This is a genomic window from Candidatus Pelagibacter communis (genome assembly GCF_012932795.1).
In the GTDB taxonomy this organism is placed as follows: domain Bacteria; phylum Pseudomonadota; class Alphaproteobacteria; order Pelagibacterales; family Pelagibacteraceae; genus Pelagibacter; species Pelagibacter ubique_S.
Map to the genome: position 1 here is coordinate 564858 of NZ_LANA01000001.1, position 15063 is coordinate 579920.

Genomic DNA, 15063 nt, shown 5'->3' on the forward strand with positions numbered 1-15063 from the left:
AAAAGATTACCGATTAAAAAAAAAGTAAGTTTTGTATTAAGAATAATTGAGTTTCAATATTATTTAAAAAAAAAATTTAGTTTTAAGCTTAATTTAAGTTTTGAAAAATACATAAAAGCATTTTTTGATATTTTTGCTAATAAGATAACTGAATATAAGACATTAAAAGCTGATCAAAAAAAGAAAAAAAAATTAGAAGAAATTGAAAAAAAAGAAAAAGAAAAAGTATTAATTTATAAAGCAAAAATAAAAGAAGCAGAATTTCAAACTAAACTTAAAGAAAAAAATTTAAAGGAAGAAATAAAGTTAGAAAAGGAAAGAACTAAAGATATAAAGTTATTTTTACGTAAAGAACAAGCATTAGTAAGAATTGAACAAGCAGAAAGACAAAAACAGTTTCTTAAACAACTTCAATTAGAAAAGCAAATTGAAAAATTTAGAATAAGAGAAATTAAAGAACTAGAAAAAATCGAAAAATTATCCTTAAAAGAAAAAAGAGATGACTACGCAGGTCTTCAGGCAAGAATAGAAAAATTAAAAGACAAGTATAGAGTTATTAGAGATCAAAAAATTAGAGAAAGAGTTGAAGCTTTAGGAGTAAAGATTACAGGTAGTGAAGATAGAAAAACATTATTACAAAAAGAGAAAAACTATAAAATAGCAAGACAAAAAATTGAACTCTCACTTGAAAGCTTTTATAGAAGTGCAAGCAGTTTAGTGTTTCAGCTTAATAAGCGTCATATAACCAGACATATGTCAATTTTTAGGTGTATTGATCAAAGGTTTGAAACCGGTGAAATATTTATTAAATGGGACGAAGCTCCAGACGAAGAGTGGTTATTGTTAATTTATATAAAAGATAACTCTCCAGAAAAGGGAATAATTATTGAGGATAAGTCGAACCCTGAAAAAAATTTTTCATATGAATTTAAGACTAATGAAATATTTAAAGCTTCAGATTTGATGGTAGATTCACTAACTCATTTAATTTCAAGAAAAAGAGCTAAAAAAGATTGAGTTAAACACTTTCTTCTTTAATTAATCTTTCAATCTCGGGTATTAGTTGTCGACTTTTAAATGATGGGTGAAACTCAAGTGCTCTTTCTATACTTTTAATAGCTTTTTCATATTTTTGTAGTTTTATATAAATTCTTGCTTGTCCTGATAAAGCACCAAAATGTCTAGGCTCCATACTTAAAACTTTATCAATATCATTTAGAGAACTTTTAAACTTACTCATCAAAAAATAAAGAGTAGCTCTTTTATTCCAAGCTTCAGACCAATTAGGGTCATTTATTATGACATTATTAAAAACTTTTAATGCATAATCATAATCTCCATACTGCATTAGTTCTATTCCAAATTCCAACTTTTCTGTTAGCGTGTTATTAGGATGCTTGCTCCAAACAGACCAAATTTTTTTTTCTATTTTTTCTACATCAGCTGAATCATCGGCTTTAATAAGTTGATTAAAAAGTTTATCTAGAATGATTTTTTGAGATGCTTGTGCTGAAAGAAAAAAACTACTTATTAAAAAAAATAATATAAAAATTTTATAAACTCTCATAGTAGAAACATAAATGAATTAGTAGCCACTCTCAATAAGTAAAAGTTTATTTAGAAAGCTGATTTTTATTTTTTAAATATAAAAAGAAAGCAATAATTTCATAAAAGAATGAAAATAAAGTAAAAATTATTGGTAATTTAAAAAAAGTATACAAAAATTTATATTTTGGTATTTTTTTCCAAACAAGCAAAAAAGCTTTTGCGCCCCCAAATACTTGCCCACCTTCTTCTACATGCAGTCTTCTTAAAAGAGTTTTGTCATCTTTTGATGTGTCCTTTTCTGCAACTATATTATTAGTGATATCTATCCACTCAATTTCTTTTATATTTTGCTTTTTATAGAGATTTACCTCAGCTCTACAAATATTACAGGATTCGTTATAATAAACTTTCATAAATTTTTTTCTGTAAAATTATTAGAAATCAATTAGTTTGTACATGTGCTAATTTCAACAATTGAAAAAAACTAAATAAATACTAGTTTATTAATATGAGTGATTTTTTTTCTAAGACAGATTTAAGTAGAAACGATGCAGAAGGTATTATTTCTGAAACTTTAAATAAATGTGATGATGGGGAGCTTTATTTAGAAAATTCAAAAAGTGAGTCAATTGTATTGGATGATGACAAAATTAAAAGCTCCACTTATAGCTCTGACCTAGGTTATGGTTTAAGAGCTGTAACAGGTGAGGTCGTTGCATACTCCCATTCAAATGAAATTTCTAAAAATTCGTTAAAACAATCAGCTGATAACTTAAGATCAACACTCAAGTCACAAAACGGAGTTTACAATCATGAAATTCCAAAAACCAATGAGAAGTTTTATAAAGGTGTCAATCCTATAGAGGAAAAATTGCTTCAATCTAAATTAGAACTTTTGAAGGAAGTTAATAATTATACTAGAGCAAAAGGAGGTATTGTTCAGCAGGTTACAGCTAGTTTTACCGGGGAGCACAAGTCTGTAGAAATTATTAGATCAGGTGGTGAAGTACTAACAGATGTTAGGCCTTTAATTCGTTTCAATGTTTCGGTGATGCTTGAAAAAAACGGAAAAAAAGAAACAGGAGTTTATGGGATTGGTGGAAGACAATCGTATGATGAGTATCTGAAAAATGACAACTGGAAAACAGTTTGTGATGAAGCATTTAGAATTGCTTCGGTAAATTTAGAAAGTAAACCTGCACCGGCTGGAGAAATGAAAGTTGTGTTGGGACCAGGATGGCCAGCAATACTAATTCATGAAGCTATAGGGCATGGCTTAGAAGGAGATTTTAATAGAAAAAAAACATCTGCTTTTCATAATCTCATGGGACAAAGAGTTGCAAGCGAGGGTGTTACTATTGTAGATGATGGAACTCTACATAATAAAAGAGGCAGTTTAACAATTGATGATGAAGGTACACCTACAGAAAAAACTGTTTTAATTGAAAATGGTATTTTAAAAAATTTTATGCAAGACCGCTTAAATGCAAGATTAATGAATACTAGATCTACTGGAAGTGGCAGAAGAGAAAGCTACAAACACGCTGTTCTTCCAAGAATGAGAAACACAATGATGTTAAATGGAAAATATTCTCAAGAAGAGATGATTAAATCAGTCGATAAAGGAATATTTGCAGTAAGTTTTGGGGGTGGTCAAGTTGATATTACTTCGGGAAAATTTGTATTTAATTGCACAGAAGCTTATGAAATTATTAATGGAAAGATAGGGTCACCTATCAAGGGAGCAACATTAATTGGTGATGGTCCTTCAATTTTAAAAGAAGTTTCATTAGTTGGAAACAATATGATGCTTGATCCAGGCATTGGAACCTGTGGAAAAGCCGGGCAAGGTGTTCCAGTTGGTGTGGCACAGCCATCAATCTTAATTGATAAAATGACTGTTGGTGGAACTCAATTATAAATCATATGATTAAAGATCAAGATTATTTAAAAAAAACAGCATCTTATTGTATAAATTTAGCTAAAAAATTAGGTGCAACCGATGTGACAGCAGTAGTAGGACATTCAATTTCTGAAACAGTTAATTTTAGAAATAGAAAACTAGATGAATCTAACAGATCAGATGGTCTAGGGGTTGGTTTAGAAACTTATATTGGAAAAAAGAAATCTGGTATTACATCATCAAATCTTAATGAAGATAATATTGAAACTTTAATAGAGAGATGTATTGAAACAACAAAAATTACACCAGAGGATGAATTTAATTCCTTACCAGATCAAGATTTGTTAGGAAATAAAATTAATGATTTAAATTTATATGATGATGACCACATAGAAAATGATAAAAAGATTGAATATTTAAAAGAAGCCGAGGAATCTGCACTTGAAAAAAAAGAAATTATTAATACAGAAACAGGTTTTACAGAGTCTAGATCTAACTTTATATTAGCAAGTAGTGATGGTTTTTTAAATGGATATAAATCTTCCTCTTTTTCTGCATCATGTGTTGCTATAGCAAAAGACGCTAATGATAATATGGAAAGAGATTATGAGTTTACAAACACCTGCCACTTACATGATATGCTTAAACCAAATCAAATTGGATTATTGGCAGCTAAAAAAACAATTCAAAAATTGAATCCTCAAAAAATTGAAAGTGAAAAAATAAGTATTATCTTCGATAGAAGAATTTCAAAAGGAATACTAAGTGCTTTTGCAAGTGCAATAACTGCATCATCTGTAGCAAGAGGTACTTCATTTTTAAAAAATAAAATAAATGAAGAAATATTTTCAACCTCAATAAATATCTATGACAAGCCTGATATAGTTAAAGGATTAGGTTCTAGATATTTTGATAGCGAGGGAGTTAAAACTAAGGAATTAAAATTAGTGGATAAGGGTGTTTTAAAGCACTATCTCGTTGATACTTATTATGGAAAAAAATTGAACTTAAAATCAAATGGCAGAAGTGGAGGAACAAGTAATTTATTTTTTGAAAAAGGGTCTATCTCATATGAAGATCTTTTGAAACTAAACTCAAGAGCTCTCTACATTACAGAAACAATTGGTCATGGAAGTAATCTAGTTACAGGAGATTATTCGGTTGGAGCCAATGGGTTTATGTTAGAAAATGGTGTATTTAAATACCCCGTTAGTGAAATTACTATAGCTGGAAATTTTAAGGATATATTTAAAAACATAACACTGGCAGATGATCTTGAGTTTAAATATTCAACAAATGCTCCAACAATGTTAATAGAAGGCATGGTTGTTGCAGGAAAATGAAGGACTTCTGTGTTATCGGCACTGGCATTTCTGGTGCTACAATTGCCAATATTATAAGTAAGAAATATTCATTAGATGTATATGACAAAGCAAGAGGTGTAGGAGGAAGATCATCTAATAAAAAATTTGATAAGAATGGAACTTTTGATCATGGAGTTCAATATATTTCCCCCAAAAGCCTTCCATTTAAAAGATTTGTAAACAATCTAATTACAAAAAAAATACTCAAAAAATGGCAAGGTAAACATATATTTCTAAAAACAGATAAAAAAGAGAATAAAAAGCACATTAAAATAATTGGATATAAAGGAAACAATTCCATTAGCAAATATTTATTAGAAAATATTAATTGTACTTTTAACAGTGAGCTTATAAAAATTTCTAATAAAGATAAGGTTTGGGAGCTAGATTTTTCTGATGGTACTAAAAAGTTTTATAAATCTTTGATATTAACTTGTCCATTTCCTCAATTAAAAAATCTTACAAAAAAATATATTAATCACCAATTCATTAAACAAAAAGTAAAGATGGATGCCAATATTACAGTTATGTTTGTTACAAAAAAAACAGGATCAAATATTAGTAGTTATTTTTTTTCTGATCCAATTTTAGGTTGGGCAGCATATGAAAATAGTAAAAAAAGATTTAAAAGTAATTATGACTTATGGACATTACAAAGTACGTATAAGTGGGCTAATAAAGTAATAGATAAAAACAAGATCAATAAGATAAATAATGCAAAAATTTTAGTCAAAAAATTTTTTGAACTAACAAACTTAAAAAAAAATAAAATTTTTCATATTCAAAATCATGGATGGAGATACTCATCTAATTCTAAACCACTTAATATTAAAAGCTACTGGAATAATAATCTAAGACTTGGGGTCTGTGCCGATTGGTTCGTAGGCTCTAGACTTGAGTCAGGTTGGCTGAGTGCAAAAGATTTATCTGTAAAAATTAATAAATAAAAATTTACTCATAGTTTTTTAGCCTATATTCCCAATCACCCATTTTTGAATAAGAAACCTTCACGATTAGAGCATTTTCACTATCGTACCAAATATCAAAATCTAGTTTTTTCTTTTTTTGATTTCTTTTTTCTTTTGATGTTAATTTAAAATGTTCAACTTCAATTATTTTTCCATTAAGCTCAATTTTTTCTTTAGCTAAAAATGTTACAACCTGCTTCTTTATACTTCCAGATATAGGACTAATTTGTGACTCTGCTTGTAATATTTGATGATTCCACCAATTACCTAGGATATTATTAGTTTCTGCAAAGCCGGTAAATGAAGATCCTTTTATATTAAATTTATCATTTTCAGGTTCATAAATTAAATTTACAAATTTTTCTTTATCATTTTGTTTTGTTTTAGATTCGTATGATATGAGTTTATTATTTTTGTATTTTTCTATACCATAACCTTTAAAATTAAATACATCGACACCGAAAAGATTTACTTTAAATTGAATTTGATTTCTGACTGTTAGAACATCATTCTTTTTATTAAAAAAATATATGTTGTAACCAATAATTTTACCATTCTTTAAAATTTCCATTTCAATTTTTTTAAAGTTTTGATAATGGGATGTGTGAGCTGCTAAACCTGAAATACTTAGTGTTAAAATTAATAAAACAAATAATATTTTTTTCATTTATGATTTAATTAAGTTATCTTCCAAGAAGCAAATCTTTGAAATATACTAGAATAATTTTAATAATATCAAGGTTTCTCAACACGGCGTAACCGAAAATAAGAACCCCTATAACAAACAATATTTTTAATATTAAGAATAATTCCATATCAACACTTTTAGATAATTAGATAAATTAAACAAGTCTTATGAGTTTACTAAGGTTTTGACTGTCGACACTTTATTGGTGATTTGTTAAGCTATTATATTAATGGAAAATGATAATTTTAATAGAAACCCAAAAGGTAATAACCAATGGGTATTAAGATCTGATGATGTAATTCAAAAAATAATAGATAAATACCCCACTTGGACAAAAACAGATTTTATGGGCCGAGGCTATTTAAACCCAGATGAAAAAAATGCCTTACTCACAAGAACAGAAGTTGATAGGGAAAATTTAGTTTTTGGGCAAATGGGAAAAAGAAGAAGACCTTTAAAAGAAATTTATAAACTCTCGACTAAAGAAAATATATTAAGATTTAAAAATAAAGAAATTGATGAAGATACATTTAGAAAAAATGCTTTGAGCAAAAGCTATAGAGATCAAATGAGTAAATCAGAAAAGAAAAAAAAGGACAAACTTAGATATCAAAATTTAACTAAAGAGCAGTTAGAAGAAAAAAGAGAGAGAAATAGAAATTATTTAGAAAATTTATCAGGTAAAAAATTAGAGAAATTAAAAATAAGTGAAACAAACAGACAAAAAAAAAGATGGGCCAACATGTCTGAAGCTCAAAAAGAAATTAAAAGAGAGGGAGATCGAATATATCAAAAAAGAAAAGCTGAAATGAAAAGAAAGGAAAGATTAAAAAATGCAAAAAATTAAAGAGATAATATTTTTGATTATGAGTGCAATAGTTGTGGATGGATTATCTGCTCAAGTTGTGGTGCTTGTAAAAAAGGTGGGTGTTAGAAAATCAATCTTCATGAAATACTAGTTCATCAGTAGTTTTAACAATTTTTTTAAGTTTTGCTTTTGACCATTTTAATTTAGCAAAAAAATAAATATCTTCAGCATATAACATTTTGCTACTCTTTTTTATTTCATCATATAAAATTTTAAGAAGTTTATTATTTTCAGGTTCTTTATTTAACTCAAAATAATTATAACTATTAACATCTCCATATGAGATGCCTTTCGTATAAATATCACTTTTAATTAAATAAATTTGAAAATCATTTTTTTTATTCAATGTACATTTTAATAATCCAAAATCTAAAAAGTTAGAAGCAAATTCATTATCAGCAGCAAAGGCTATTAGGGGTGAGTATGTAAGTTGATTACTTATTTTTTTAAAAAAATTTACTAAGCCCATTTTATTGGTAAATTCATCATCAATAGATATATCAATTTTAGTAATTTCTTCTAAGGTAGAAAATATACTTGGGCTATCTTTAGAATCTAAAATTTTGATGAATTGATTTATTTTAAATTTTTTTTTAATTTCTGTTAATTTTCTTTTATCCCCATAGTCATATTCAACTTTTTTCATCAATTTACCCTAACAAATAATTTTTTAGGTGTACACTTGAGAAAATTGGCCTAGTAGCTCAGGAGTAGGCAGTTAAAACTTGGTATAGCAGTACACCGAAAAAATTGGCTTAGTAAAATTTGAATAAGTTAAATATTAGCTTTCATTTTAACTATATTGTTGATTGATACTGTACTTTTAATAATTGGTTTCTGGTTTGTAGTAATAACTTTAAGTTTTTGTTGTAATTTTTCTTTAGTTCTTATTAAAATTAAATATTTACAGCCTGCATTTTTAATTTTTTGTTCTTGAATCTCGATTTCTAATTTTTCAGCTTTAATTATGCTCATTGTAATTTTTATGATGCTTTTCCATAAAAGAGTTTCATCTCTTCTAGATATTTATCAAAGCTATCAAGTTGTTTCATTTTTTCATGATCTTCATTTTTTTCGGCTATTACTCTTAATGTATCTAATCTAGTTTGTTGTGTAGGTATTTTAGTGAATGGACTTGGCTTATCTGACATATCAAGAATATTTGTAGCTATTCTTTTTTTAATTCTTTTATAGTCTCTCTTGCTTAAAATTTCACAAAATTTATCTTCATTACCATCGTTATCATCGAATAATTTCATTTCTGCTAAAATTTTAACATCGTCTCTTTTAAAAAGATTAAAAATTCTTTTCTTTTCTTGAGAGGTATTATCTTGATTAAATTGAGTCATTAAATTTCGTTCTTCATTGGATGGATTTAACGAGTAAATTTTTTCTTCAGGCTGAAGTTCTTCTTGATTAAATTCTTGTTTTTCAGAATATTGTTCTTCAATAATGTCTCTTATTCTTGATGAAAGTTCATCTTTATGTTTTTTTAATAAATTATATCTTTTCTTTAGTTCACTCATTCCTAATGTTTTATAGCTTTCATCTAGTAGTGCCATCTCACTATCCATTATAAGAGGTGCACGATTACTTTTTAAAGTACGAAGCCATTTAGGAGATTCTTTTAGACTTTGTTTTAGTCCTTCTCTATCTAATTTTATAACCTCATCTGGATGTTTTCTTAAATCGTATAGATAATACCATCCAGGAAAAATAGTGTTACCTAAATGCATTCCACAATAAATCTTTGTTTTAAAAAAAGCTTCATGCCAACAAAATATTCCTTCTTGAATTTTTGGAAGTACATCAGCTTTTTTTCTTAATTCAATAGATGCATTAAAAACATCTGGAGCTTTTTCAAATAATCTTTTAGCAAGGTCCTTCGTGGCGATAGTATCATATAGCGAGTCATGTGCTCCTTCAGTATGGATATTATTTGCAGCTAGCATTGATTGTAATTTGAATGAAGTGTTGCCCTTTGCATTAAGTTCATAATTCAGTGCACCCGGTGCAAAGACACTTGCAGCTCTGATAGCTGGTAAAAGATCAAACTGTTGTTTATTTGTAATGTAGGGCCATTTAAGATTAATAAATAAAGTATTTTGCAGTAAAATGTTATCGTAATTCATTGAATTATAGCCCACGAAAACGGTGCCATGATCCGCTAGTATTTTAAATCTTCTTTCCCATTCATCCACTAGCTGACCATTTGAAAGAGCCTCTTTTTTAATAACTTCTATGGGAATATTGTGGGCTAACATGGCATCTATTTCAAAAACGCGAGATCTTTTAAATCTTGAATTAATTTTCCATTGGGCGGGAACTCCACCTATGGAAACTTCATTAAAATTCTCATCTACAGTTACTGCTGCAATAGAAAGACAAGTTGCTTTTCCTGCCGCTCCGGCGTCCGATTCACAATCAAAATAGGTAAATAGTTGCATAATTTTTTTCTAAGCTAATTTTTTTTCTTCTTTTTCTTTGATAATATTAATTTCATTTTCATCTTTAAATAATTTTTCTTTTTCAGGTGGCTCCATTTTTATTAAACCAAAACTATTTACAAAATTTCTTATAATTTCTGTATTACCATATTTATTAATTAATTCGTCTATTTCATATAATCTAATTTGCTTTCCTTTATTAGCTAATTTTCTCATAGCTAGATGTTGCTCTTCTTGTTTTTTTAAAAAATCTGAAGTTTCAATATATTCACCTAATTTACCTTTTTGTTTCTTATCAATATAACCTTTATTATCCAAATTTTGAGCTTCTTCTTTCGCAATGTTTAGTATTTTTTCATAGTTTTTCTTTGTTAAAATTTCATTTTTTAATTCATTTGTGGCTTGTATTTTTGCCAATTCTTCCACTTCCTTTGTGATAGCTTCAATTTCTTTTAATTCTTTTGTCTCTTTGTTTTCTTCATTACCTTTCTTTTTGCCAAAGAACCACCCACTTTTTGTCTTTTTTTCAATTTCAAAATTAAATTTACCTGATTTCCATACTATCTCTCCACCAATAGTATTGTTATTCTTTAATTGATTTACTTCTTTACGTCTTATTAAAAAAGCTCCTTTATTAAAATGGTCCATCTTTATTTCTTTATAATCAGTTGGAGAATAAAAAGATGGAATCAATTTAGATCTTAAATTTTCACATATATAAAAAAAGTTATTTGTAGACTCCATTTGAATCTCAAAATCAGAATATTCATTAAGCATATCAATTTCTTCAATAGATAAAACTTTTTCTAAAGTATTTTGATGTTCTTGTTCATAAAGCTGTTGTACATTTAATACATTCTTTAAACCTGTTCTTTCATAATCCAACCCTCTTAAAAAGTTTTTGTAACCTTCAAATTTTTCTGGATAAATTTCTTGAATATAATTTTCTACTATTTCTTCATCATTTCTTTCAAAAATTTCTCTATTAATATTAATAAGTGCTAGGGTGTGTCTTTGAAGAGCTGGGATTAACAATTTTTTATTGATATCAAGATTTTTGATTGTTTCATCATTTATTATCTCATCAAATCTTTCATTTGATTTTTTTTGAGAATCTCTAACTAAAAAATGGTAAATACTTGATAAAAATCTATAAGAAAAATCTCTACTAAAACATATTGGAGATCTATAGATAAAATTTGTTAAAAAGGCATCGTTTTCACCCATGTTTATCGAGCAGAGTCTTTGAGAAATTTTGGATTTTTCAAGAATTATAGATAATAATTCACCATTTTTTCGAATTTCTTCACTATTTCTTTTTGTATTAGCTGTTTTTTTTTGTCGAATCATAAAATTTTATACTCTTTATATATAACTAAATGACAATATAACAAGGATAATATTGTAATATTTATTGTCAAATGACAAAGAAAAGAGTTGACTTTAGTTTTTTACCTGATAAAACGTCGTTATGAGCGATACTAAAGACAAAAAATTGATAAAAAAAAAGTCTTCTTTAGATGCAAAAGTAATTCCATTTAAAACAAAAACTTTAAAGCAACTAAAAGTTGAAACAAATCAAGATATTTTCGACAAGATGGATGCTTTTTCAAAAGAATTAATTCAAGCATTTAGAGACAAAACTAATCGAGAAGGGATTGATAGAGATAAATCTTTATATCTATTTCATTACAGACTGATGCAAGAAATGATGTTTAAAATGAGCTATCCAGCCTTCAAGTACTACACGCGAGCGGTTTCAAAGCAATTATTAGATCAACATAAAGAATATATGTCATCATTAGATGAATGGACTACAGATAGTGATGAAATGGATGACTTCGGAAGAAGAAAAGAAGCAGATAAAAGTAAAACACTTAACTAAATGAAGGGAAAAAAAATGAGACACTTTGAATATAAAGATCTAGGAACAAATGCCCACAAATTTTGGGAAATAAACTTAGAAGCAAAAAAACTTGTTGTTACTTACGGACGAATTGGGATTAAAAATCCTGCTTCAAAAGTTTTTATGATTAATAAAAATGGAGGAAAAGATACTTTTGTTTCAAAAGAAGCAGCTGAAAAATATTGTGAAAAAAAAATTAGAGAGAAAACATCGAAAGGATACAAAGAACATTAAATTATGTCTATTTTAGAAACAGTACTTATAATCGAGTTAATATACTTCATTCATCATATGATAAATAACTAATAAGAGAAAATATGAATAAAAACTTTAAGTATATTTTAGAGGAAAGATTACAATATATGTTGGTATGGCAACGTGAATGTTTAGAGTATTTTGAACATCAACAAATAAGCGAAAAAGCTAAATTTAAATATTATCAGGAAAGAAGAATAGAAAGTTTATTTTTTAAGATTTACTTTCTACCTTTAATTATTTTAAAATTTTTAAAGAAACAAAAACAAAAAAGAAGATACCTAAAAGGTTTAACAGAAATTGAGGTAATAAAAGAAGAGTTATATAAAATTAATAATATAAAGAAAATAGGAGGTAACAATGAATAACATTAAAAAATTAAAGGATATCATTTTAGACTTAAAAGAAGTTAGTGAAGTAGAGCACATTAAATCCATAGAGTCATCTGTTACAACCAGCTGGGGGGAAGAAGTTTGGGATCATGAAAAAATAAGTCGTGATATTTTACAAAACGCAAGAGACGGTGTTGTTTCGGCCAAAATGGATATAGATCAAATAAAAATTACAACAGATAATGATCAAATTAAAGTTTATGCTCCAAATGAATATTCATTAGAAAAATTATATTATATAGGATCATCAAAATCTGAACAAGAATCTATGATCGGGTCTCACGGCGAAGGAGTTAAGAAGTGCTTATCAGATATGGCTAGAATGGGTATTTATAACCCAATAATGATTTCTGGTGATAAATGCCTTGTAGTTAGTGTTGGAGCAGAAGTTCCAGGCACAGATGGACTTAGAGCCCTCGTATATAATTATTTTAAAATCAATAAGCTAAAAGGAAATTATTTCATTATAAATACGCTAGATAAAAAACTTAAAAAAGCGTTTGAGTTTGGTCTTCGTAATTTCTTTTATAGTAACAATCCTTTAATTGGAGAAGTATTACACTCATACAATGATATTACTATTTACAAATCTATAACAAAAGATGGATTTGGTTTTTATAAAGGTCTTAAAAGAGTTGATATAAAAGGGATACCAGTCATTATTTCTATAGATAAATCTTACGCGGCCCTAGAAAAGAAAGTTAAGATCGACAGAGACCGTCAAGCATTTGATTCAAAATTGCAAAGTACTTTTTACTCTATATTTGCAAGAAGCGGTTTTTATTATGCTGAAATGAAAAATAATCCTGCCATTAAATATATATTAAAATCTTCAAAGGAGATTTGGCCCAAAGGTCACCTTCTTTTAAGTGCAATAGCCTCAAGTACTTATGGAAGACTTAAAGATGATAAATCATTAAAAGATTTATTTGGTAATGATTATATAAGTGAAAGTAAATTTACTTATTCCAGAGAAATAACTTATCACGATTGGTTTAGTACTCGTACTCAAAATTACATTAGAAATCGAGATAGCAAACAAAAGAAAAGTAATAAGATTATGCTTCCAAGTTATTTTAATAATTTTGGTGTTTTAAGTTCATTAGAAAGTTTTATCAGGTCTAAGGCTAACGCTGAAAAAAGAATTAAAAATAAAAAAACAAAAGAACTTTCACCTAAGGAACAAAAAGCGATAAATTTTTGTTTTGAAGCTGCCAAAGGTGTTAGCCCATCTTTTGCAAAACTTTTTAATAATGAAGAAGATGAAGATGAGTCTTTATATAAATTAAATTTTAAAAAGATTTTTTGTAAAGAGTTATTGGGAGAAATTAAAAATAATTCTGATTATAATTCAAAAACAGTATATCTGCACGCAGATTTATTTTCTCAAAGCTTTGGTAAAATCTTTTCAACTTTTTTACATGAATTGAGTCATGCAACTGGTAATGGAGATGGTTCTAGAGAATTCTCAGATTGTTTAACATATTTGATATCAGCATGTATCGATAATAATGCCGTTGTCAGAAGATATTCTAAACAATGGTCAAAATACAGTAATTAAGGTATAAAGCTATTATGATAGAGACACTAATAATATCAGTAATTGTATTAACTATATCTGTTTTGTTTTTAGTGGGTTATTTTTTTTATTATTCAAAAAAAACTAAGCCTGTGGATTTAGATAATCCTGAATTTCTAAAACTTCAAAATAATAATGAAAAATTAATAGATAGGATTAATATTACTGAAAAATATTTAGAAGATCTAAAAAAAGATAAAGAACAATTAATCTTGGATAGGAAAAATGTTGAAGAATTTAAAGATCAAAGTAATGCAATTTTAACTGAACATAAAAACCAAGCTTCTATATTTAAAAATTTTCATGAAAAGTTAGTAGGTGATGCGAAATATCAGGGAAGATTTAATGAAAAAAAACTAAGAAGATTGCTCGAAAAAAATGGTCTAAGTGAAGATGATGGAGATTTTGAAGAAAGAAAGGGTCATACAATTACAGACCCTCTAACTGGAAACAAAAAAGTAGTTAATCCAGACTTTATATTGAATATTAAAGGCCCAGTCACAGACCATATAATTATAGATTGCAAAGTTTCTTTAAAGTCTTTTCAAGAGTTTTCTAATGCTAAAGACCAAGAAACAAGAGAATTTCACTTAAAGAAGCACATAGAGTCTGTTAAAACTCATATAGATCAACTTTCTACTAAAGATTATTTAAAGATTCATAACTTAAATTCATTTCAATATGTGGTTCTTTTTCTACCATTTGATAGTTGCTATTTAAGTATACTTGAAAAATCTGATGACATTTTAGATATATGTTTTGAAAAAAATATTATGTTGTCGGGACCAATAAGCATTATGAGTTTAATATCGACCATTACCTCAATTAAGAATCAAGAAAAACAAATATCAAAAATAGATTCAATGATCGGAAAAGGTGAAGATATTTATAATAAATTTAGCATCCTGAAAAAAAGCTTAAAAACATTAATATCAAGCCATAATACACACGCAAAATCTTTAACAGAAGTTGTTCATACATCGTATGGTTCTTCACAAGGTTTAGAGTCAAAGATAATAAAACTCAAAGATGATCATGGACTTAATACAGGACAGATAAGTAAAACTGAAGAAAAAGATAAAATGATAACATTTGTTGAAGATCCAGAAGAATTAAAAAAATCAAACTTTAAAAATTAAGGGCAC

Annotated in this window: 17 protein-coding genes; 10 read left to right on the forward strand and 7 right to left on the reverse strand. The window is 27.4% G+C overall.

Going from position 1 to position 15063, the window contains the following annotated elements; genetic code table 11:
- Window positions 1–1017 (forward strand): hypothetical protein (locus VP91_RS02970; protein ID WP_169035950.1); only part of this gene is annotated, 1017 nt, incomplete at its 5' end.
- Window position 1018: 1 nt separating this feature from the next.
- Here VP91_RS02970 and VP91_RS02975 read toward each other — a convergent pair.
- Both VP91_RS02975 and VP91_RS02980 read right to left on the reverse strand, forming a co-directional pair.
- Window positions 1019–1567, reverse strand: a complete 549-nt coding sequence (locus tag VP91_RS02975; protein ID WP_169035951.1) for a tetratricopeptide repeat protein — start codon at window positions 1565–1567, stop codon at window positions 1019–1021.
- A gap of 46 nt (window positions 1568–1613) precedes the next feature.
- Window positions 1614–1961: a thiol-disulfide oxidoreductase DCC family protein gene (locus VP91_RS02980; RefSeq protein WP_169035952.1), complete on the reverse strand. Its 348-nt coding sequence runs from the start codon at window positions 1959–1961 to the stop codon at window positions 1614–1616.
- A gap of 95 nt (window positions 1962–2056) precedes the next feature.
- Between VP91_RS02980 and tldD the strand changes: the two genes are divergently transcribed.
- The 3 genes from tldD to VP91_RS02995 are packed head-to-tail and all read left to right on the forward strand — an operon-like array spanning window position 2057 to window position 5762.
- On the forward strand, window positions 2057–3469 hold the full coding sequence (gene tldD / locus VP91_RS02985) for a metalloprotease TldD (protein WP_169035953.1): 1413 nt from the start codon (window positions 2057–2059) through the stop codon (window positions 3467–3469).
- Window positions 3470–3474: 5 nt separating this feature from the next.
- Window positions 3475–4794, forward strand: coding sequence for a TldD/PmbA family protein (locus VP91_RS02990; RefSeq protein ID WP_169035954.1), 1320 nt, complete (start codon window positions 3475–3477; stop codon window positions 4792–4794).
- Entirely contained in the window at window positions 4791–5762 is a 972-nt protein-coding gene (locus VP91_RS02995) for an NAD(P)/FAD-dependent oxidoreductase (RefSeq protein ID WP_169035955.1), read from the forward strand. Before VP91_RS02990 ends, VP91_RS02995 begins: the two co-directional genes overlap by 4 nt.
- Before the next feature lie 4 nt (window positions 5763–5766).
- Here VP91_RS02995 and VP91_RS03000 read toward each other — a convergent pair whose 3' ends face one another.
- A complete protein-coding gene (locus VP91_RS03000) occupies window positions 5767–6450 on the reverse strand; it encodes a DUF6134 family protein (protein ID WP_169035956.1) in 684 nt (227 codons plus the stop codon).
- Window positions 6451–6700: 250 nt separating this feature from the next.
- On the opposite strand from VP91_RS03000, the gene VP91_RS03005 reads away from it, so the two are divergent.
- Window positions 6701–7318 (forward strand): hypothetical protein, encoded by a 618-nt coding sequence (locus VP91_RS03005; protein ID WP_169035957.1) that lies wholly within the window; start codon window positions 6701–6703, stop codon window positions 7316–7318.
- A gap of 91 nt (window positions 7319–7409) precedes the next feature.
- Here the strand turns inward: VP91_RS03005 and VP91_RS03010 are convergent, their stop codons facing one another.
- The 4 genes from VP91_RS03010 to VP91_RS03025 all read right to left on the reverse strand — a co-directional run bounded on the left by VP91_RS03010 (window position 7410) and on the right by VP91_RS03025 (window position 11136).
- Window positions 7410–7985 carry a hypothetical protein gene (locus VP91_RS03010; RefSeq protein WP_169035958.1) on the reverse strand — a complete coding sequence of 192 codons (576 nt, stop codon included), beginning with the start codon at window positions 7983–7985 and terminating at the stop codon, window positions 7410–7412.
- A gap of 128 nt (window positions 7986–8113) precedes the next feature.
- The gene (locus VP91_RS03015) at window positions 8114–8314 is read right to left on the reverse strand and encodes a hypothetical protein (protein WP_169035959.1); all 201 of its coding nucleotides are present in this window, start codon (window positions 8312–8314) and stop codon (window positions 8114–8116) included.
- Between the two features lie 8 nt (window positions 8315–8322).
- Window positions 8323–9786 carry a hypothetical protein gene (locus VP91_RS03020; protein ID WP_169035960.1) on the reverse strand — a complete coding sequence of 488 codons (1464 nt, stop codon included), beginning with the start codon at window positions 9784–9786 and terminating at the stop codon, window positions 8323–8325.
- 9 nt (window positions 9787–9795) lie between these two features.
- Window positions 9796–11136: a hypothetical protein gene (locus VP91_RS03025; protein WP_169035961.1), complete on the reverse strand. Its 1341-nt coding sequence runs from the start codon at window positions 11134–11136 to the stop codon at window positions 9796–9798.
- A gap of 121 nt (window positions 11137–11257) precedes the next feature.
- Between VP91_RS03025 and VP91_RS03030 the strand changes: the two genes are divergently transcribed.
- The 5 genes from VP91_RS03030 (at window position 11258) to VP91_RS03050 (ending at window position 15057) form a co-directional block, all read left to right on the forward strand.
- Window positions 11258–11671: a hypothetical protein gene (locus VP91_RS03030; RefSeq protein WP_169035962.1), complete on the forward strand. Its 414-nt coding sequence runs from the start codon at window positions 11258–11260 to the stop codon at window positions 11669–11671.
- Window positions 11672–11926, forward strand: coding sequence for a WGR domain-containing protein (locus VP91_RS03035; RefSeq protein ID WP_169035963.1), 255 nt, complete (start codon window positions 11672–11674; stop codon window positions 11924–11926). It abuts the gene before it with no gap.
- 83 nt (window positions 11927–12009) lie between these two features.
- Window positions 12010–12315 (forward strand): hypothetical protein, encoded by a 306-nt coding sequence (locus VP91_RS03040; RefSeq protein WP_169035964.1) that lies wholly within the window; start codon window positions 12010–12012, stop codon window positions 12313–12315.
- Window positions 12308–13900, forward strand: coding sequence for a hypothetical protein (locus VP91_RS03045; RefSeq protein ID WP_169035965.1), 1593 nt, complete (start codon window positions 12308–12310; stop codon window positions 13898–13900). The genes VP91_RS03040 and VP91_RS03045 overlap by 8 nt, the downstream gene beginning before the upstream one ends.
- A 14-nt stretch (window positions 13901–13914) precedes the next feature.
- Window positions 13915–15057 carry a DNA recombination protein RmuC gene (locus VP91_RS03050; RefSeq protein ID WP_169035966.1) on the forward strand — a complete coding sequence of 381 codons (1143 nt, stop codon included), beginning with the start codon at window positions 13915–13917 and terminating at the stop codon, window positions 15055–15057.
- The last annotated feature ends 6 nt before the right edge of the window (window positions 15058–15063 follow it).

Coding starts and splice junctions, on each gene's coding strand:
- VP91_RS02975 (WP_169035951.1), bottom strand. CDS start 1,567: ATGAGAGTTTATAAAATTTTTATATTATTTTTTTTAATAAGTAGTTTT.
- VP91_RS02980 (WP_169035952.1), bottom strand. CDS start 1,961: ATGAAAGTTTATTATAACGAATCCTGTAATATTTGTAGAGCTGAGGTA.
- tldD (WP_169035953.1), top strand. CDS start 2,057: ATGAGTGATTTTTTTTCTAAGACAGATTTAAGTAGAAACGATGCAGAA.
- VP91_RS02990 (WP_169035954.1), top strand. CDS start 3,475: ATGATTAAAGATCAAGATTATTTAAAAAAAACAGCATCTTATTGTATA.
- VP91_RS02995 (WP_169035955.1), top strand. CDS start 4,791: ATGAAGGACTTCTGTGTTATCGGCACTGGCATTTCTGGTGCTACAATT.
- VP91_RS03000 (WP_169035956.1), bottom strand. CDS start 6,450: ATGAAAAAAATATTATTTGTTTTATTAATTTTAACACTAAGTATTTCA.
- VP91_RS03005 (WP_169035957.1), top strand. CDS start 6,701: ATGGAAAATGATAATTTTAATAGAAACCCAAAAGGTAATAACCAATGG.
- VP91_RS03010 (WP_169035958.1), bottom strand. CDS start 7,985: ATGAAAAAAGTTGAATATGACTATGGGGATAAAAGAAAATTAACAGAA.
- VP91_RS03015 (WP_169035959.1), bottom strand. CDS start 8,314: ATGAGCATAATTAAAGCTGAAAAATTAGAAATCGAGATTCAAGAACAA.
- VP91_RS03020 (WP_169035960.1), bottom strand. CDS start 9,786: ATGCAACTATTTACCTATTTTGATTGTGAATCGGACGCCGGAGCGGCA.
- VP91_RS03025 (WP_169035961.1), bottom strand. CDS start 11,136: ATGATTCGACAAAAAAAAACAGCTAATACAAAAAGAAATAGTGAAGAA.
- VP91_RS03030 (WP_169035962.1), top strand. CDS start 11,258: ATGAGCGATACTAAAGACAAAAAATTGATAAAAAAAAAGTCTTCTTTA.
- VP91_RS03035 (WP_169035963.1), top strand. CDS start 11,672: ATGAAGGGAAAAAAAATGAGACACTTTGAATATAAAGATCTAGGAACA.
- VP91_RS03040 (WP_169035964.1), top strand. CDS start 12,010: ATGAATAAAAACTTTAAGTATATTTTAGAGGAAAGATTACAATATATG.
- VP91_RS03045 (WP_169035965.1), top strand. CDS start 12,308: ATGAATAACATTAAAAAATTAAAGGATATCATTTTAGACTTAAAAGAA.
- VP91_RS03050 (WP_169035966.1), top strand. CDS start 13,915: ATGATAGAGACACTAATAATATCAGTAATTGTATTAACTATATCTGTT.